We start from the raw sequence: 18932 nt of genomic DNA, 5'->3' as shown, positions 1-18932 counted from the left end.
AGCCAACAATACGTAGTATTGTAAATAAAGAAGCCAGTAAATGAATTTATAAAAAACTCATTTACTGGCTATTTTTTAGGAATTATGTCCTAGCCTCTTTCTTTTTTATTCTATAGTAAAATCCATTAATGCATGATTTATTTCTTCGTAAATATTATCTGTTCGCCATTCTCTTCTATAACCTAAACAAGGACATAGGAATGTAATACCATTGTCTATTAATGATTTACGAAAATGGACATGTCCCATGATACTGTATTTAATCGGAAACTGTTGATATAATTTGTCAAAATCAGATGTACCTATAAATGCATTAAAAAAATCAAAAATTCGATGAGGTGTAGGTACTACAAACTGAGGATGCGTTACAATATGGGTCATTAAAATAATGTGTTTATCATGAAGTTGCTTCAATTCTTGTTTAACATACTTAGCTGCCTTTTTAGATAAGGTAATATCATCTTCTTCCCAATCAATCTTTACTTTATCTTGCCAAGTGGCTCCATAATATTTCCCACTTTGTAAATGAGTCTCTTCAAACTTTTTATCTGCGTAACTGTAATCATACCATGCAGTATGGCCTACAATAGCCCAATCATCATTAATAATATATGGATGATCCAATAAACATTCTGGCTGGTTTCTATAAAAGTTATAAATATCTTGAGACGTCGTTTCACCCTCTGCTTTCCAATAATCATGATTTCCTGGAACAAATAATATGGGAATGTGTAAAGATGTTTTTAAATCTTTAATAAATTGATAGCTATCTTTATAATAATTTGAAATATCTCCTGCAATTAACAGCAAATCAATCTCTCTACGTTGTACCACTTTAATTAATGTTTCTAGATATACAGTGGGCTTTAATTTAGGATGTCTATCTATATGTAAATCAGAAACCGCTCCGATTCTCATTTCTCTACTCCTCTAATTCATTTTTAAATTTTATCTATTATGCCATAGATTATTATAAATATAAATTATTCTGTTTTTCATAGTTATATAAACATTATTTGTTTTTTTGAAAATTAAGAGTATAATAAACATATCTTTTAGCAAAGTTAAAAACTCAAAACATTAAAATATCTGAATATTCTAAATATTAATTCGTATTATATTAATTTACATTATTTTCTAGCTTTGTTAAAAGCAAAATTTATTCAAATAAAAGAAAGCGTTTACAAAATAACGTAAATTCCTTTCCAAGGGGGAAACCTATGGCAAGAAAGTTAGAAAGAGAATTAAGTAATAGACACATTCAATTAATTGCAATTGGTGGCGCTATTGGGACGGGTTTATTTTTAGGATCTGGGCAAACTATTTCACTAACCGGTCCATCTCTACTCATCACTTATTTAATTATTGGTATGGTGTTATTTGCATTTATGCGAGCACTTGGAGAATTATTACTTAGTAATACACGCTTCAATTCATTTGTTGATATTGCCAATGAATATTTGGGCCCATTCGGGGGATTTGTTATCGGTTGGACATATTGGTTATCTTGGATTGTTTCAAGCATGTCCGATTTAACTGCAATGGGACAATATTTTAGCTTTTGGTTTCCACAAATCCCTCATTGGCTCACTGTATTATTTATTGTACTCTTACTTATTTCATTTAACATGCTAGGTGCGAAATTATTTGGAGAGTTAGAGTTTTGGTTCTCTATTATAAAAATCATTACCATTATTGCCATGATTATCGTCGGATTAGTGATGATTTTCTTCTCGTTTAAAACAACTTATGGACATGCTTCTTTCAGTAATCTTATCAATCATGGAGGAATATTCCCAAATGGTACATTGGGATTCTTAATGTCTTTCCAAATTGCCGTATATTCATTTATTGGTATTGAATTGATTGGTGTAACAGCTGGGGAAACTAAAGATCCACGTACAGTTATTCCAAAAGCTATTAATAATGTACCTATTAGAATTTTATTATTCTATGTTGGTGGTTTACTTGTAATCATGTCAGTCATACCTTGGAATAAAATAAACTCTGATGCGAGTCCATTTGTTATGTTATTTAGTATGATCGGTCTGCCTTTTGCAGCGGGACTTGTTAACTTTGTCGTATTAACTGCTGCCGCTTCCGCAACGAATAGTGGTATTTATTCTAATAGTCGTATTTTATTCGGTTTATCTAAACAAGGGCTAGGGCCTAAAATATTAAGCAAGACAAATCACCACAGTGTACCTTACTTATCTATGCTCGTATCTTCTGGGACATTACTTCTAGCTGCATTACTAAACTTTGTCTTCCCAGATGCTATTCAATTATTTATTTATGTCACTACACTTTCAACAGTATTATTTATAGTTGTTTGGACAATGATTATTATTTCTTACATTATATATGTACGAAAAAATCCGGAAGAACATAAAAACAATAAATTTAAACTTTTCGGTGGTAAAGCAATGGCCTATGTCGTTCTTCTGTTTTTCTTATTTGTTTTTGTGTTATTGTTCTTTAGTACTAATACGAGAATTGCCATATTTATTTCACCAGTTTGGTTTATATTCCTATTCTTGTTCTATAAAAAATATAAGAAAAATGCTGAAGATTTAGCTAAAAATACACGTCAACAACCTCGAGAATCAATCAATAACTAATTATTTTATTAAGCGGAACTGAATTCAGTTCCGCTTTTCTGCTTCTTAAGAATGGAATATATTAAAATATCTCATTCTTTTTTTAATCATGATAAAATATTAATTAAAAAAGTAAGGAGTCACATACATATGGAATTATTAGAAGCTTTCTTATTATTTATACTTGCCGTTATTATTAGTTCTATTATTTATCATCGCTTCCCTAAAATTCCAACAGCATTCATTCAAATTGCCCTGGGTGTAGCTTTATTTATCTTACCTATTCCTCTACATTTTAAATTCGAATCAGAAGTCTTTATGATGGCTGTCATTGCTCCACTCTTATTTGTAGAAGGAACGCATGTTTCTAGAGAAAAGCTTCTAGAATATCGAAAACCTGTTGTGCTTATGGCAATGGGATTAGTGTTTACAACTGTGATTGGGGTTGGCTTTTTCATTCATTGGATTTGGCCTAATTTACCTATGCCCGCTGCTTTTGCTATTGCAGCCATACTATGTCCTACAGATGCTGTTGCTGTGTCAGCCATCACTAAAGGTAAAGTGTTACCTAAAGGTTCTATGACAATTCTAGAAGGAGAGTCTCTATTAAATGATGCTGCAGGTATCATTTCTTTTAAAATTGCGGTCACTGCTCTTGTGACAGGTAGTTTTTCAGCTATGAATGCAATTGGTCAATTTCTTCTTTCAACATTCCTAGGTATTTTAGTAGGTATAATCATTGGTACCTTAGTTGTAAGTTTACGTGTTTATTTAACCTCTAACAAAGGCTTAAAAGATAGTAATACACTCACTTTTATACAGCTACTCACACCTTTTATTGTGTACTTTGTAGCAGAAGAAGTTCATGCTTCAGGAATCATTGCAGTTGTAGTAGCAGGTTTAATTCATGGTTTAGAGCGTGATCGTCTTATTCGCGCACAAACTGAATTACAAATGAACTACAATCAAATCTGGAATACATTAAGTTACGCATTAAATGGTTTTGTATTTGTAGTATTAGGTTATATCGTACCCGAAGTCATGATTGAAATCGTTCATGATGAACCACAAAATTTAAGTTTCTTAATTATTATTACGTTTCTCATCGCATTCGCTATATATATTTTTAGATTTATTTGGATTTATGTGTGGTTTAAAGATTTTTACTATCCCAAAAATGTTGAAGCATATTTAGATGAAGATGAAGAAACAAATCCACCTAAACGAAGTCACTATGCATTTATTATGACAATGTGTGGCATTCATGGAACAATCTCTCTATCAATGGCATTAACATTACCTTTTATCATTAACGGGAATCAAAATTTCGATTATCGAAATGATTTGTTGTTTATTGCCTCATTAATGGTACTCATTAGTTTAATTTTTGCCCAAATTATTCTTCCATTAATCACACCATCTGAATCACAAGCACATTTTAAAGGTATGAGTTATCAATCAGCTAAAATTTTTATCGTTCAAAATGTGATTCGTTCATTAAAAGAAAAATCAGAGACACAAAAAAATATAGATTATCGACCTATTCTTAATCAATATTTTAATGAGCTTTCATTTTTAATTAATATACAAACTGATGATAAAAATACGAAAGAGTTACGACGTCTACGTGATATTGCAGAACGCGTTGAAACTGAAACATTGCAACAATTAATTTTAAAAGAACGTATCACAAAGAAAGATTTAAGTGATTATCGAAAAGTAATGGAGTTTACACAATCATATAGGGAAATGTCCATGATAGAGAAATTCAATCGTTTTCTAAAACTTGTGATTCTCAGATTTAAAGCACGAAATGATTCACACAAAAACATACGTCATTTAAATAAGAACGATCAACCTTTCCCAAGCAGTCAAACTTACATCAAACAAAAGCGTAAAGAACAACAATTATTTAAAGAACATCGTCATATAGAAAAAGAAGAATTAAAAAATAGTTTTAAAAAAGTACAACAAATGATGCGTATCGTTAATCGTAGAGTTGCTTTGAGACTTCAAGAAGAACAAAATAGTACGAATGTTCTCGAAGTTAGTCTAATTATTAATCAATATTATGCATTGTCGCGTACATTAAAACAAAAACAAAATCGAAAACGTCAACGTGAAGAAAATAAACTTATCTATGAATTAAACACACAACAACAATACGATGCTAAATTAGAAGCATTGTATACCCAACGTCACATTTTAGATGAATTGATATCTAGAAATAAAGTTACAAATGAAATCGCTATACAATTACGCGAAAATATTAACTATAATGAAATTGTACTTGCTAAGGAATTAAATCATTAATATAAAAAAGAGAGTCTGGGACATAAAGTTTCTGGATAAGTGAAAAAAGACAAGTTCTATTGAAATAATATAGAACTTGTCTTTTTTATAAATTTTTGATTATTTTCAACTCGTTGGGTGGCTCGTTTTCTTATATTGAGTGTCATTATTAGAGTAAGTTGAGTCATGTTATATTCTTGATATATAAGGAACCTTGTTAATTTAGTTTATTGATATTTATTAAATTATACGAAAAGTCCTTATTTTTTAAGTATTTCAATGTAAAATTACATATAAACACAAAGTATTTTGGCGAAACTCTTGAGGGAACAGGACAGGCTGAAGCTGTCCCCTAAGAAAGCTTACCAACATTACGTAGTATTGTAAATAAAGAAACCAGTAAATGAATTGATAAAAAAATCATTTACTGGCTATTTTGCTAGGAATTATGTCCCAGACTCTTCTTTTTATACTCAGTTATTTTTGTAATTTATAAGGAACCGTCGCTAAAATAACATTTTTTTGATAGAATAAATGCATTTTCATACGAAAACTTGTTTGATTGTGTAAGAAATTATGCCAAGGTTTTTTAGGAATAAATTCAGTAACGACTACTGTAATGACATAATTTTGATCATTCGCTTTTTTATTAATTTTATCAATAAATCGTGATATTGGACGAATAACGCTTCGGTATTCTGAATGTAGAGTCACAAGTCTAATATCCGGATATTGTTTTTTCCATTTTTCAACAAATAGCTTATCTGCTTGATCTCCAAATGAAACATGTACGGCAATCACATCATCAGCAATCATATGAGCATAATAAATCGATTTATTCAATGCTGTAGTAATCGTACTTACAGGAACAATTGCTAAATTTTTATCTACAACAGGCATATCTTGAACAACCTTTGCAGTTCTAAGTTGATCAGCGATGTCTTTATAATGCGTATTAATTCGTTTAAACATCAATACAACGATAGGTAAAAAGATTAAAATTGGCCAAACTTGACTAAATTTTGTGATTAAGAAAATCATAAATACGATAAACGTAATGGTACCGCCTATAGCATTTGCAATGAGTTTAATAGACCACCCTTTGTCTCGACTACGTATCCATTTCAAAACCATTCCATATTGTGCTAATGTAAATGGAATAAACACACCTACTGCATACAATGGAATAAGATTTTCTGTTTTACCATTGAAAAAGATAATGAGTAATATCGCACAAAGTCCTAAAGTAATAATTGAATTTGAATAACCTAGACGATCTCCCCTAACACTAAACATGCGAGGCATATATTTATCTCTCGCCATACTTGCAGCTAACATTGGAAAAGCCGTGAATCCAGTATTAGCTGCAAGGACAAGGATCATCACAGTTGTCACTTGAACAAAGTAATACCCTACATTCTTACCTAAAATATTCATTGCAAGTTGAGATAATACAGTTGTTTCAGTTTGTGGCATAATACCATACCAATATGCTAATCCAACAATTCCTACAAGTAAGAAAGCTAAGATGCTTCCCATTGTAATTAACGTTTTAACAGCATTTTTAGGACCAGGATCTTTGAAATTAGTTACTGCATTGGATATCGCTTCTACACCAGTTAAAGAAGAAGCCCCAGAAGAAAATGCTTTAAGTAATAAAAATAAAGTGACTCCTGGAACTGCTGTTCCAACTGTCGCATGCATGTGAGGCGTCGCTTGTCCAGTCGCTACCTTCCATGTCCCAATAATAATCATGACAATTAACCCGATAATAAATAAATACACTGGATATGACAAAACAGTTGCTGACTCTGTCAATCCACGTAAATTCATGATTAAAATAAATAGTACCAATAAACATGCGATTAATACTTTATGATGGTATAAAGCTGGAAATGCTGCTACAAATGCATCTGCTCCAGATGAAATGCTTACTGCCACTGTTAAAATATAATCAACTAACAATGAGCCACCAGCAAGTAGCCCCCATTTTTCTCCTAAATTCGTCTTAGACACCATATATGCGCCGCCACCTTTTGGATAAGCATATATAATCTGACGATAAGATAATATCAATGCTGCAAGTAATACTAAAACAGCAGCAGCAATGGGTAACGTATACCAAGATGCAATAGCCCCCACTATAGATAAAGTAATTAAAATCTGTTCAGGACCATATGCTACTGAAGACAATGCGTCAGAAGATAAAATTGCTAAAGCCTTAAAATTACTGATTTTTTCATTTTTTAAGTCTCTATTTTTTTTCGGCTTACCAATAATAAGTCTTTTAAATTGAGTGAACATAACTTTTCTTACCTCTTTTTTTAATATTCATTTTTAATGGATAAAATATACTCCCTTTTGGTGAAAAAGTATACATTTCCAAGGAAATAATATAGTATAAATTACTTTTTAAGTAACTTTTTACAATTATATTTTTAGGATATTCCTTTTTTATTAGTTATAAAGAGGTGTCAACAGTATTTAATACTTGTATAGAGCGGTTTAAGTTTAATCTTGCTATACTACTTTTAGAGGTTCAATTTTAGGGAGTATTAAGTAAGGAAGTAAGGAAAAATGAGAAAAGAATTTATCATGATTGGAATGACTTTATTAGTAGGAATCATTATTCTTTCCATAGCTATTAAATTAAAACCCAGTTATTCAATGTTTAGTCCATCGTCACAAAGTGATATCGATAAAATGATTGTTAATAAAATGAAAGACGATCATATTCCAGGAATGTCCGTTCTTATTGTAAAAAATAATAAGACGATTCTTAATAAAGGCTATGGTTTTTCAAATATTAAAAAGAAATCCAAAGTCACACCACATACTCGTTTTGAAATTGCTTCAAATACTAAAGCATTTACTGGTTATGCCATTATGCAACTTGTTGAGGCACATAAAATCAATCTCAATGATAAAGTCAGTCATTATATTCCAGGTTTCTATATGAAATATAATCATAAAAAAGTAGATATCACAGTAGATCAATTGATTGCTCAAACAAGTGGTATTTCAGGAGACATCACAAATGATGATAAAATCACAAAAGACACAAACAGTCTAGAAGGCCTTGTTCATAGTATCAAAGGACGTAATTTAGATGCTAAACCAGGAAAGCAATTTGAGTATTCCAACATGAATTATGATATTTTAGGTTTGATTGTTCAAAAGGCTTCACATCAATCATATGCGAATTATTTAAGCACACATCTTTTCACACCATTACATATGACGCAATCAACTGTAAAAGAAAGTAATATGAAAAAGAACAATGACGCTCAAGGGTATGTAATAAAAAAAGGAAAAGCTTATGCTGATAATCCCGAATTTAATTTAGGAGATAATCCAGCTGCTTATATGATGACGAACACAAAAGATTTAGCCTCTTGGATTAAGTTTCAACTTAGTCCACCAAAAAATGTAGCATCATTAGTTCAACTAACGCATCAACCTAAAGTTAAAGCAATAGATAATTCTCAAGAAGTTCACTATGCAGCAGGTTGGTTTATTGATGATAATCATTCAGAAACCATTGTATATCATCCTGGTACACTTGAAAACTTCTCTTCATATATTATTTTAAATCCAAAAAAAGGCTATGGCATTGTAGTTCTTGCTAATAGCTATTCAAAAAATGTAGCCGAGCTTGCACAGCATCTCAATACACAAATGAGTAATGGTCAACATATTAAAACATTACAATATCTTATTAATCAGTGGAATATCGTGTTTATCATCATCACTATTATCTTACTGATAGCTGTAGCAAGTATTTTTCTAATCATTTATCGTTTAATTTTTAAATCTAAGTCCATTTATTTTAAAACGATGTCTCGTGGATTACTCATCAAAATAAGTATGATGATGTTAACTTTTACACTTATTTTATCGATACTTTACTTACTTCCAACACTCTTATTATCAAATTCTGATTGGCGTTTTATGATGTCATGGTTACCATTACAAGCGAAAATAACATTATTTAGCTTCGTTTTGTTACTGACAAGTCTATGGAGTTATTTTATCCTAAAAACTATCACACTATCTAAACGATCAATATAGGCTGTTCAAACATGTATGTCTTCTTTTCTTTATTATTATGTTAAGCTTATATCACTAAGACTAAGATTATTAAAGACCAGTGTATAGGAGTTTAAATATGAAAAAGAATTGGTTCTTATTACCGATGGCCTTAATAATGCTTGCAGGTTGTGACTATTCTCATAAAGAACAACAACACGGCCTGTTTTATACTGTATTTGTAAAACCAATGGATGCTTTACTCCATGTCTTAGGACATGCATTCAATGAAAACTATGGTTTAGCTATTATCGTCATTGTATTTATATTGCGTTTAATACTGATGCCACTCATGTGTATTCAAGTAAAAAACATTCATGTTATTCGTGGCAAAACAGATGTCGTAAAACCGGAAATTAATAAAATCCAAGAAAAAATTAAAGAAGCTCAATCGCCCGAAGAGCGACGTACAGCAAATCGCTTATTAATGAAAAAATATAATGATTATGGAATTAATCCATTTAAAAATTTAATTGGTACATTGCCTATTTTAATTCAAATTCCAATTCTTTTAGGGCTATATACGTCAATTAAATATCCGACAAGTGGCGGTCTCACTCAGCACCCTCATTTTTTATGGTTTAATTTAATGCATACTGATATCATAATGACGATAATCGCAGCGTTGATGTATTTTATACAACCTCTTGTCAATTCAATTCATTATCCTAAAAGTGAGCGTCGCTCTTACTATGTAATGATGGTTTTATCACCTTTATTCATCACTTACGCATCATTACATTCTGCTTCGGCACTAAGCTTGTATTGGGCCATTAGTGCTACATTCTTAATTATTCAAATGCACTTTGCTCATAGTTATTATGCAAAAGTGGGGAAAATTGAAGGAGAAAAATTGAGACAACGTATTGACGCTCGACGTCAATCAATGTCAGAAACACCTCCAAGCAGTTCAAATCATCAACTCGATTAAATGTATAAATACAAAAAAGAGGAAACTAGTGGAACTTTGAGTTCTTGCTAGTTTCCTCTTTTATATAGTTTATCGATGGCTGTTTCGTATGAAGTCAATCGTATGCATCCAAACAATATGACCTAATAATTCTGAAATGCGTTCCTCTTTAGGTAAATCTTTAACTTGTGGCGTTAGATTTAATTTAGGCAGAAGATACTCATGAAATGCAACATGAATTAAAATACCAAATAATGTACCTTTTAACGTCGTAACTTTTGGACACTTTTCAGCAAGTAATCCATATACTATGGCATTTGCAACTGAAAACCCATAATGAATGCCCATGACAGTTATAGGTATATCGTTCTCGTTATAGCGATACGTAGCACTTTTAACATTGTCAGGTAAATCCATTTTATGCAGTAATGTCATGGGTGGTGGTTCTTCTTCACGTTCTGGTGTTCTAGGAGGAAAAAGCGCTTCCCACCCTATTTTAACTGCACCACTTAGTAGTCCGCCAATAACGCCAGTCATGATAATTCTTTTTGTTGACTGTTTCATTAATCTCACAACTCCTTATATCACTATATACTTTATTTACCCTTATGACTAAAAATTAGAAAGTGAGTTAACAACTTTCAACTTACTTTCTACCCTTTATTTAGCTTGACGTTGCTCTTCTTTGGCATGTACCATATTCGCTACAAATTGATTAATTGGTGCATCGATATGATGTTTTGAGCCTAAGCGAGCTACTGCTCCGTTAATGTAATCAATTTCAGTACGTCGGTTATTATTAATCAAATCTTGATACATTGATGGGAAATGCGGACCTACTTTGTCATTTAAATCGATAAGATAGCGATACACTTCATCTGCATTTAAATGCACATCATCAACAGTTGCAACCGCGACTATTTCTTTAGTAATGTCATATACAAGTTTTCTTGCGTATTCACTTTCATTTAAGTTTGATAAACGGCATTCTAAAATTGTACATAGTGCGTTTGCTGTACCATTTACGCAAATCTTCTTCCAAATAGATTGTTGCAAGTTGTCACTTTTTTGTGGATTGAGTTCTGCTTTTTTTAATATATTAAATATCACTTCAACATTATCCTGTCCTTCTGGTACAAGAGAACCAATCTCTACTGGTCCACTACCCATTAAGTGAGTATGTCCGGGTGATTCTAAGCCGGCCGTCCATGTAGTTACACCACGAACAATACGTGATTTATCTACGTAATTGACAATATAATCTTCATGCTTTAGACCATTCATTGTACAAACCATAATCGTTTTATCATGAATATGGGGCTGGATATGTTTTAACATGCTTTCAAGTTGCATAGCTTTTGTAAATAAAAATATAACGTCAAATTGAAGTTCACTTGGTACTTCTGTATCTTGATACATTGGAATATTTAAATGCTGTTCTTCTCCATTTATATCAATATGTAAACCTTCATTTTTTACAGCTGTTGCCTGTGGCTCCCAACCATCAATTAGTGTCACATCATAATCTTGACGATATAACATCGCACCGAAACCACTTCCCAATGCGCCTGAACCAGCAATTGCTATTTTCATAACATTCGACTCCTTCTATTCAATTTATGTTTAAAATACTACTTTGCTATAGATGCGTCAATATAATAAATAAAATATTCAAAATTATTTGATAATTAAAATGATTTTTAAACCCTAAACAATAGCGCGTCTATTGTCTAGGGTTTATGCGACATATTTATTTTAAATATTAAGCATTTTTAACTCTTTTTGGAACTAAAATTAAAATAGTAATAAATGCAATTAAAACAACCGTTGCATTAAATAATACACCTGTCAATCCACCAAGTTGTAGATTCATTTTTGCAGCACACACACCATAAATGGTACTTGATAGTGCTACACCGAAAGCATTACCTAATGATGATGCCATTTTATATAAACCAGAAGCAACGCCTACTTTATCATCAGGTGCTTCATCAACAGCAGTATCTGTTGACGGTGTCGCATACGTTCCAAGACCAATACCAAATAGTAAATAACCAATAATACTAGATATGATATAAGCAGAATTTGGTAAAAATGTTAATGATAAGAGAATTAAACCAAAAAATGTAAATGCACTACCTATTAATAATGGCTTTTTAGCACCCAATTTTTGCAGTAATTTTTCTCCAATACGAATCATCACTAATACAGCAACGAGGTAAGTAATTGAAATGAGACCTGCTTGTAAAGAAGTGAATCCTAAATGACTTTGATAATATGTATTAACAACGATTAACGTACCGCCTGCAACACCATTTAATAAAAAGTTCGAAAGTGTTGCACCACTATATCCTTTATTTTTAAACAAACTAAAATCTACAAGAGGATTAGCTGTTTTAATTTCACGAATCACAAATAGAATACCTGCAATTAAAAAGACAGCACCTAACGATAAAATAATTGGAGACATGATGCCAAGATCAGATGCTTGTGTCACTAAAACATTGACACTTAATAGAGTAATCACTAATAAAATTAAACCCATCACGTCAAAACGTTGACTTTGCTGATCTGAATGAGCATTTTCTTCGTTTTTTGTTTCTGGCGTATGTTTAATTAAGAAAAATGACAGTATTGATAAAGCGATTGAAATGATGAAAATCCACTGCCATCCTATAGTTGAAGCCACTAACCCACCAAAAAGAGAGCATATTCCGCTTCCTCCCCATGAGCCAATAGACCAAAAACTGACAGCTCTTTGTCTTTCTTTTCCTATGTAATATTCATTAATTATTGCAAGTGTTGATGGCATAATAAAAGCACCAGACAAACCTTGCAATGCACGTCCTACTAATAACAACCAAGGCACAGGTGAAATAATAAGTAATAAAGAACCTAAAATATTTAAACCTAATCCCAAATAAGTCATTTTCACTCGACCAAATTTATCAGCAACATCACCAGCGCCAACAATGAATAAACCTGAGAATAGTGCTGTCAAACTAATTGCAATATTGATTAAACCCATATCGGTATTAAACGATGATTGAAGCACAGGGACAATATTAACTAACGATTGTGCAAATAACCAGAAGGTTAAAACACTAATAATAATCCCTATAAGTAAACGATTATCTCCCCTAAATTCATTTGAAGATTTCATTATGAAAAAATTCCTCCTACTTTGTGAAAAACTAATTTATTTTTAAAGTATAATAAAACTGTATCATAGTTACAGTTAATGATGTAATAAATACTTTAATTTCCATTTACCAAAATATTATTTTTCAAAATAAATTAATGATTGTTATAAATTCAGTTTTTAATTTTTATAAGTAAACATTTTAAACTATCAACTTTAAATTTTCCATACTATAATAAAAAGTATAATAAAAATTTTGAATTTTATTAATATATTCAATAGGTGCAAAAATGTTTAATTTATTTATCTTATTACTCGAACGTGTAGGCTTAATTATTATTATTGCTTACATTTTAATGAATATTTCTCACTTTAAAATTATTATGAGTGCACGTGAAAAACTACGTGCTCAATGGGAATTAACCATTCTATTCTCTTTATTTGCAATTATTTCTAACTTTACTGGAATTGAAATTGAGCATGGCAAAATTATTTCTAGTAATATTTACTATCACTTGAGTAGCGAAGCTTCACTTGCGAATACCCGAGTGTTAACGATTGGAATGTCTGGTTTAATTGGTGGCCCTTTTGTAGCGATTATCGTTGGTATCGTTTCAGGCTTATCACGAATTATCATTGGGGGAGCCAATGCTTATACTTACCTATTTTCATCTGTTATTATTGCGTTAGTTTCGGGCTTTTATGGTTATCGGACGATGAAACATAACCGCTATCCAACCGTTCTAATCGGCGCCATCATCGGGATAATTAATGAATGTATTCAAATGGCTTGTATTTTATTTTTTACAGATGATTTTTCAACCGCTTGGTCACTAGTTAAATTTATCGCTTTTCCAATGATTTTAATTAATAGTATTGGATCTGCATTATTTTTATCTATTATTTTGTCTACTTTAAAACAAGAAGAACAAGCACGAGCAATCCAAACACATGATGTTCTTGAATTAGCAAATAAAACGCTACCTTATTTCCGTTCAGGATTAAATGAAAAATCAGCTCGTCCTGTAGCTGAAATTATACTTCGCTTAATGAAAGTATCTGCTGTAGCAATTACAAATAAAAGAGACATCTTAACACACGTGGGAGCGGGTAGTGATCATCATCTCGCTAAAAAAGAAATTATTACTAATTTATCTAAGGAAGTCATACGCACAGGTCAATTAAAAGAAGCAAATTCCAAAGAGGATATTGGATGTAATAATCCAAATTGCCCTCTACGTGAAGCAATTGTTGTACCATTAATGACAAATGGCAATGTCGCTGGAACTTTAAAATTTTATTTTACAGATTATAATCATATTACAACATCAACAAAACAACTGGCTCGAGGTTTAGCCGATATTTTCTCAAGCCAGTTAGAATTAGGGCTTGCCGAAACACAAAGTAAATTGTTACGAGATGCCGAGATTAAATCTTTACAAGCTCAAGTTAATCCACACTTTTTCTTTAATGCGATTAACACCATTTCCGCTCTTGTACGAATTGACAGTGAACAAGCACGCAAGTTACTTTTACAACTAAGTCAATTTTTTAGATCAAATTTACAAGGTGCTCGTAATAGCACAATTACTTTAGAAAAAGAATTACAACAAGTTAAAGCGTATTTATCGTTAGAACAAGCACGTTTCCCTAATCGTTTTACCATTTCATATCATATTGATGAAGTATATAAACATGCATTGATTCCACCATTTATTATCCAAATTTTAGTGGAGAACGCAATTAAACACGCATTCAAACATCGACGAAAAGATAACGTCATTTGTGTAGATGTTCAATACGAACAAGCATCATTAAAAATATCAGTCAGTGATAATGGACATGGTATAGCGCCTGAAAAATTACCATCACTCGGACAAATCAGTGTGGCTTCAGAAACAGGAACCGGCAGCGCACTAGAAAACTTAAATCGCCGTCTCATAGGTTTATATGGTTCTAATGCAAAGTTACATTTTGATACATCTGATCATGGAACAACAGTAAGCTGCATGATTCCATACCATTTAATAAAGGAGGATCATTAAATTGAGAACACTTATTGTTGATGATGAACCATTAGCACGTAATGAATTACATTACTTATTAAATGAAATATCCATCTTCGAAATCATCGATGAAGCTGAAAATATTGAAGAAACATTAGAAAAATTACTCTACCATACATATGATTTAGTATTTTTAGATATTAATTTAATGGATGAAAATGGTATTGATTTAGCTCACAAAATTCAAAAAATGAAACACCCTCCCTATATTATTTTCGCTACGGCACATGATACGTTTGCAGTAAAGGCATTTGAATTAAATGCAGTTGATTATATATTAAAGCCGTTTGAATTAGAACGTACCGAACAAGCGGTTCAAAAAGTAAAAAAACTAATAGAAGCAAAACATCAAGTCAACTCGTCAGCTAATGAGGGTCAAATAGCTCCGTCGCCAGACCATTCAAAAGGTCAATTGAATGATCAAAATGTCCTTCCAATTGAAGAGGATGAACGTATTTATGTTATTAATTTAGAAGATATCATTGCTATTTCTGTGAATAATGGGATCACTACAATTACAACTATTAAACGCACGTACGAAACGTCAGAGCCACTTAATTATTATGAAAAAAAATTACCTAAACAATTATTTATAAAAATTCATAGATCTACGATTATTAATAAAAAACATATTGAAAGCGTAGAACATTGGTTTAATTATACGTATCAAGTGACAATGACAACAAATGTTAAATTTCAAGTTAGTCGTTCATTTATGAAATCATTCAAACAAGAAATTGGTCTTATTTAATATATATTATGTCAGCTTTTAACCTAACATTTCATGTTACGAGGTGTTAGATTAAAAGCCTTTTTTATTGTAAACATAGTTAATTTTCTATTCTATAAACAACTTCTGATTTTCAACTAGAGATTACTGCAACTCACCTATTAATTTTTGTAACTCAATTCTAAACTTCACTAAAGAAAGCGATTTCATTTTATACTGATATTAAGAGAAAAAGGAAAAAGAGGGAGAGTTTCAATATGGCGAAAAACAATTCAACTACCGCTAATACTCATGGAAATGCAAAAGTAAGTAAAACTTATAATTTTTTCATTCAAGTATTAACAATTGTTGCTGTATTATTTGTTTCAAAAATTATCGAATCATTCATTCCGTTTCCAATGCCTGCATCGGTAATTGGACTTGTATTATTATTTATTTTATTAAGTACGGGAATCGTAAAATTAGGACAAGTTGAGGGTGTGGGAACCGCTCTAACTAATAATATCGGTTTCTTATTCGTACCAGCCGGTGTGTCAGTTATTAATTCATTACCACTTTTAAGTCAACATCCAATTTTAATTATTCTATTAATTATTATTTCAACATTATTATTATTAGTCAGTGTGGGCTATGTATCACAATTGTTTGTAACAAAAACATTATTCCCTACTGAAGAACAAAATGAAAAAACACGACTTAAGGAGGAAAACTAATGGTTGATCACTTAGGTATTACAACACCTTATTTTGGTATTTTAGTCTCATTAATTCCATATATTATTGCACAATATTTCTACAAAAAAACAAATGGCTTTTTCCTACTAGCACCTTTATTTGTAGCGATGGTGGCAGGAATTGTCTTTTTAAAAGTAACTGGTATTAGTTACGATAACTATAAAATTGGTGGAGATATTATCAACTTCTTCTTAGAAGCTGCAACAATTAGTTTCGCGATTCCACTTTATAAAAAACGTCATGTACTTAGAAAGTATTGGTTACAAATTTTTGGTGGTATTGCTGTTGGTACACTAGTTGCTTTAATCTTAATCTATTTAGTTGCAACATTATTCCACTTAGGTGATCAAATTAGTGCGTCTATGTTACCTCAAGCTGCAACAACTGCGATTGCCTTACCGGTATCTGACGGTATCGGTGGCGTAAAAGAATTAACGTCATTAGCAGTTATCCTTAACGCTGTCGTTATTTCAGCGTTAGGTGGCAAAATTGTAAAAATGTTTAAAATTTCAAATCCAATTGCACGTGGTTTAGCTCTTGGTACAAGTGGACACACACTTGGTGTTGCCGCTGCTAAAGAACTAGGAGAAACAGAAGAATCAATGGGAAGTATTGCAGTAGTTATTGTAGGTGTGATTATTGTTGTGATCGTACCACCACTTGCTTCACTATTATTCTAATTAAAAAAGCGTTGCTGACGAACTAAGTAACAACTTAGTCATCGTCTAAGCAACGCTTTTATTTTATCTTAAACTTTGTACTTGTTTACTAGAACGATGTGTGGGATCTAATTTTTTTTCTAATAAACGCAGACCAATATCAATTAAAATCGCAATTAATGCAATTGGAATCGCACCTGCAAGAATAAAGACTGTACCATCAGTAGAATTCGTTCCACGAATAATAATGTCTCCTAGCGTCGGTGCGCCAATAAATGAACCAATAGCAACAATTCCTATTGCTACAACAAGTGCAATACGAATACCACCGATTATCACAGATAGTGATAGCGGAAGCTCAATCATACGCATAACTTGGTTATTGGTCATTCCCATACCTTTACCTGCGTCTTTAATGTTGGAGTCAACTTCTGTAATACCTGTGTATGTGTTTTTAATGATCGGTAGCAAGGCATATAAAAATACTGCAAATACAACTGTTGATGGACCGAGTCCTAATGCCAACATAAGTATGGCAAGCATTGCAATAGCTGGCACAGTTTGAATAATATTAGCAATAGTAATCACTGGCCATGCTATTTTTGAATAACGCGCAATTAAAATACCAATTGGAATGCCAATAATACAGGCAAACAATACTCCATATATAGACATTAATAAATGTTTAAAAAAGAGTTCCATCAGATAGCCAAAATTCAAAGTGTAATATTCATAAAGCGAACTTAACAAATTCCCTTTCACTGTTATTGACCACCTTTCTTATCTTCAAAATAATTATGTTTTTTAACAAATTCTTCTGCAATGACGGCTGGCTCTTTTCCCTTCCCATCTGCTTCATAATTCAGTTTTTGCATTTCTTTTGTACTTATTGTATTTTCTAATTTTGTTAAAGCTTTATCAATCTCTGGATGGTCTTTAATTAATTCTTCTGTGGCTAACGGACTACCATCATATGGAGGGAAAAAGTTACGATCATCTTTTAAGATTTTCAAATTATACGCTGCAATACGTCCGTCTGTGGAGTAACCAACAGCAATATCTAACTTTTTGTTTTTAAGTGCATCATACACTAAACCAATTTGCATTGGACGTGCACTTTTGAACTTAAAGCCATACTCTTTTTGGAAAGCTGGGTATCCATCTCCAGCACGATTCATCCATTGAGTATCCATACCCAAGCGTAACTGATCTGTATATTTTTCTAAGTCTGATACTTTTTCTAAGTGATATTTATCAGCAGTTTCTTTTGTTACCATAAAAGCATACGTGTTTTCAAAGCCAAGTGAATTATAATATTTTTGATTATATTTCTTTTTAAATAATCGCTGTGACTCATCCATTGCTTTATTCGCATCTCTAGTTGGAGGTGCATCAAGTACACTTGTTAACTCTGTTCCTGTAAAACGCACCGCTGACATATTAGCATCTCCACGCATAAGTGCATTATGTTGAACAATACTAGAACCTAAATTCCCAATAATGTTTGGTTTGATATCTCCATTTGTATAATGTTCAATCATTAATTTCTCAATATTTGCTACTATTTTGGTTTCACTACTTTCAGTCGCTGTAATTTTCACACTGTCTTTCGAATTACTGTCACCTAAGCCGGGTAACCCGCATCCAGACAATAAGACGAGAGACAATGCAAGAACAGTAACTATATATTTAATACGTTTCATATCCATT

At 31.8% G+C, this 18932-nt stretch carries 15 protein-coding genes; 8 read left to right on the top strand and 7 right to left on the bottom strand.

Annotation, left to right across the window (positions count from 1 at the left end; all coding sequences use genetic code 11):
• Positions 1–105: 105 nt before the first annotated feature.
• Positions 106–918, bottom strand: coding sequence for a metallophosphoesterase (locus AC2FB1_RS02085; protein ID WP_490673625.1), 813 nt, complete (start codon positions 916–918; stop codon positions 106–108).
• A gap of 302 nt (positions 919–1220) precedes the next feature.
• Here AC2FB1_RS02085 and AC2FB1_RS02080 point away from each other — a divergent pair, with 302 nt between their 5' ends.
• Together AC2FB1_RS02080 and AC2FB1_RS02075 are read left to right on the top strand one after the other, a co-directional pair.
• Positions 1221–2621, top strand: a complete 1401-nt coding sequence (locus AC2FB1_RS02080) for an amino acid permease (RefSeq protein ID WP_490673624.1) — start codon at positions 1221–1223, stop codon at positions 2619–2621.
• Between the two features lie 129 nt (positions 2622–2750).
• Positions 2751–4913 (top strand): cation:proton antiporter, encoded by a 2163-nt coding sequence (locus AC2FB1_RS02075; RefSeq protein WP_490673623.1) that lies wholly within the window; start codon positions 2751–2753, stop codon positions 4911–4913.
• 456 nt (positions 4914–5369) lie between these two features.
• On the opposite strand, the gene AC2FB1_RS02070 is transcribed toward AC2FB1_RS02075, so the two are convergent.
• A complete protein-coding gene (locus AC2FB1_RS02070) occupies positions 5370–7196 on the bottom strand; it encodes an APC family permease (RefSeq protein WP_490673622.1) in 1827 nt (608 codons plus the stop codon).
• Positions 7197–7469: 273 nt separating this feature from the next.
• Here AC2FB1_RS02070 and AC2FB1_RS02065 point away from each other — a divergent pair, with 273 nt between their 5' ends.
• Together AC2FB1_RS02065 and yidC are read left to right on the top strand one after the other, a co-directional pair.
• Positions 7470–8963: a serine hydrolase domain-containing protein gene (locus AC2FB1_RS02065; RefSeq protein ID WP_490673621.1), complete on the top strand. Its 1494-nt coding sequence runs from the start codon at positions 7470–7472 to the stop codon at positions 8961–8963.
• A 97-nt stretch (positions 8964–9060) separates the two neighbouring features.
• A complete protein-coding gene (gene yidC, locus AC2FB1_RS02060; protein ID WP_490673620.1) occupies positions 9061–9912 on the top strand; it encodes a membrane protein insertase YidC in 852 nt (283 codons plus the stop codon).
• A 69-nt stretch (positions 9913–9981) separates the two neighbouring features.
• Here yidC and AC2FB1_RS02055 read toward each other — a convergent pair whose 3' ends face one another.
• From AC2FB1_RS02055 to AC2FB1_RS02045, 3 genes are all read right to left on the bottom strand, one after another.
• Positions 9982–10455 carry a DUF1440 domain-containing protein gene (locus AC2FB1_RS02055; RefSeq protein WP_490673619.1) on the bottom strand — a complete coding sequence of 158 codons (474 nt, stop codon included), beginning with the start codon at positions 10453–10455 and terminating at the stop codon, positions 9982–9984.
• Positions 10456–10551: 96 nt separating this feature from the next.
• Positions 10552–11484, bottom strand: a complete 933-nt coding sequence (locus tag AC2FB1_RS02050) for a 2-dehydropantoate 2-reductase (RefSeq protein ID WP_490673618.1) — start codon at positions 11482–11484, stop codon at positions 10552–10554.
• 169 nt (positions 11485–11653) lie between these two features.
• Positions 11654–13054, bottom strand: a complete 1401-nt coding sequence (locus AC2FB1_RS02045; protein WP_490673616.1) for an MFS transporter — start codon at positions 13052–13054, stop codon at positions 11654–11656.
• A 269-nt stretch (positions 13055–13323) separates the two neighbouring features.
• On the opposite strand from AC2FB1_RS02045, the gene AC2FB1_RS02040 reads away from it, so the two are divergent.
• The 4 genes from AC2FB1_RS02040 (at position 13324) to lrgB (ending at position 17243) form a co-directional block, all read left to right on the top strand.
• Entirely contained in the window at positions 13324–15078 is a 1755-nt protein-coding gene (locus tag AC2FB1_RS02040) for a LytS/YhcK type 5TM receptor domain-containing protein (RefSeq protein WP_490673615.1), read from the top strand.
• A gap of 1 nt (position 15079) precedes the next feature.
• Entirely contained in the window at positions 15080–15850 is a 771-nt protein-coding gene (locus tag AC2FB1_RS02035; RefSeq protein WP_490673614.1) for a response regulator transcription factor LytR, read from the top strand.
• Positions 15851–16086: 236 nt separating this feature from the next.
• Complete coding sequence (gene lrgA / locus AC2FB1_RS02030) at positions 16087–16542, top strand: antiholin-like murein hydrolase modulator LrgA (RefSeq protein WP_490673613.1); 456 nt, start codon at positions 16087–16089, stop codon at positions 16540–16542.
• Positions 16542–17243 (top strand): antiholin-like protein LrgB, encoded by a 702-nt coding sequence (gene lrgB / locus AC2FB1_RS02025; RefSeq protein ID WP_048762187.1) that lies wholly within the window; start codon positions 16542–16544, stop codon positions 17241–17243. Before lrgA ends, lrgB begins: the two co-directional genes overlap by 1 nt.
• A gap of 63 nt (positions 17244–17306) precedes the next feature.
• On the opposite strand, the gene AC2FB1_RS02020 is transcribed toward lrgB, so the two are convergent.
• Complete coding sequence (locus tag AC2FB1_RS02020) at positions 17307–17984, bottom strand: ABC transporter permease (protein WP_490673612.1); 678 nt, start codon at positions 17982–17984, stop codon at positions 17307–17309.
• Positions 17985–17986: 2 nt separating this feature from the next.
• Positions 17987–18925 carry an osmoprotectant ABC transporter substrate-binding protein gene (locus AC2FB1_RS02015; protein ID WP_490673610.1) on the bottom strand — a complete coding sequence of 313 codons (939 nt, stop codon included), beginning with the start codon at positions 18923–18925 and terminating at the stop codon, positions 17987–17989.
• Positions 18926–18932: the final 7 nt, after the last annotated feature.

This window comes from Staphylococcus sp. CoH_129_LAB_1 (assembly GCF_058191515.1).
The sequence above is the reverse complement of the archived record's forward strand: the minus strand, read 5'-3'. Positions and strand labels throughout refer to the sequence as shown.

Bases quoted from the DNA above. Each gene is read 5' to 3' on its own strand.
- AC2FB1_RS02085 (WP_490673625.1), bottom strand. From the start codon at position 918: ATGAGAATCGGAGCGGTTTCTGATTTACATATAGATAGACATCCTAAA.
- AC2FB1_RS02080 (WP_490673624.1), top strand. From the start codon at position 1,221: ATGGCAAGAAAGTTAGAAAGAGAATTAAGTAATAGACACATTCAATTA.
- AC2FB1_RS02075 (WP_490673623.1), top strand. From the start codon at position 2,751: ATGGAATTATTAGAAGCTTTCTTATTATTTATACTTGCCGTTATTATT.
- AC2FB1_RS02070 (WP_490673622.1), bottom strand. From the start codon at position 7,196: ATGTTCACTCAATTTAAAAGACTTATTATTGGTAAGCCGAAAAAAAAT.
- AC2FB1_RS02065 (WP_490673621.1), top strand. From the start codon at position 7,470: ATGAGAAAAGAATTTATCATGATTGGAATGACTTTATTAGTAGGAATC.
- yidC (WP_490673620.1), top strand. From the start codon at position 9,061: ATGAAAAAGAATTGGTTCTTATTACCGATGGCCTTAATAATGCTTGCA.
- AC2FB1_RS02055 (WP_490673619.1), bottom strand. From the start codon at position 10,455: ATGAAACAGTCAACAAAAAGAATTATCATGACTGGCGTTATTGGCGGA.
- AC2FB1_RS02050 (WP_490673618.1), bottom strand. From the start codon at position 11,484: ATGAAAATAGCAATTGCTGGTTCAGGCGCATTGGGAAGTGGTTTCGGT.
- AC2FB1_RS02045 (WP_490673616.1), bottom strand. From the start codon at position 13,054: ATGAAATCTTCAAATGAATTTAGGGGAGATAATCGTTTACTTATAGGG.
- AC2FB1_RS02040 (WP_490673615.1), top strand. From the start codon at position 13,324: ATGTTTAATTTATTTATCTTATTACTCGAACGTGTAGGCTTAATTATT.
- lrgA (WP_490673613.1), top strand. From the start codon at position 16,087: ATGGCGAAAAACAATTCAACTACCGCTAATACTCATGGAAATGCAAAA.
- lrgB (WP_048762187.1), top strand. From the start codon at position 16,542: ATGGTTGATCACTTAGGTATTACAACACCTTATTTTGGTATTTTAGTC.
- AC2FB1_RS02015 (WP_490673610.1), bottom strand. From the start codon at position 18,925: ATGAAACGTATTAAATATATAGTTACTGTTCTTGCATTGTCTCTCGTC.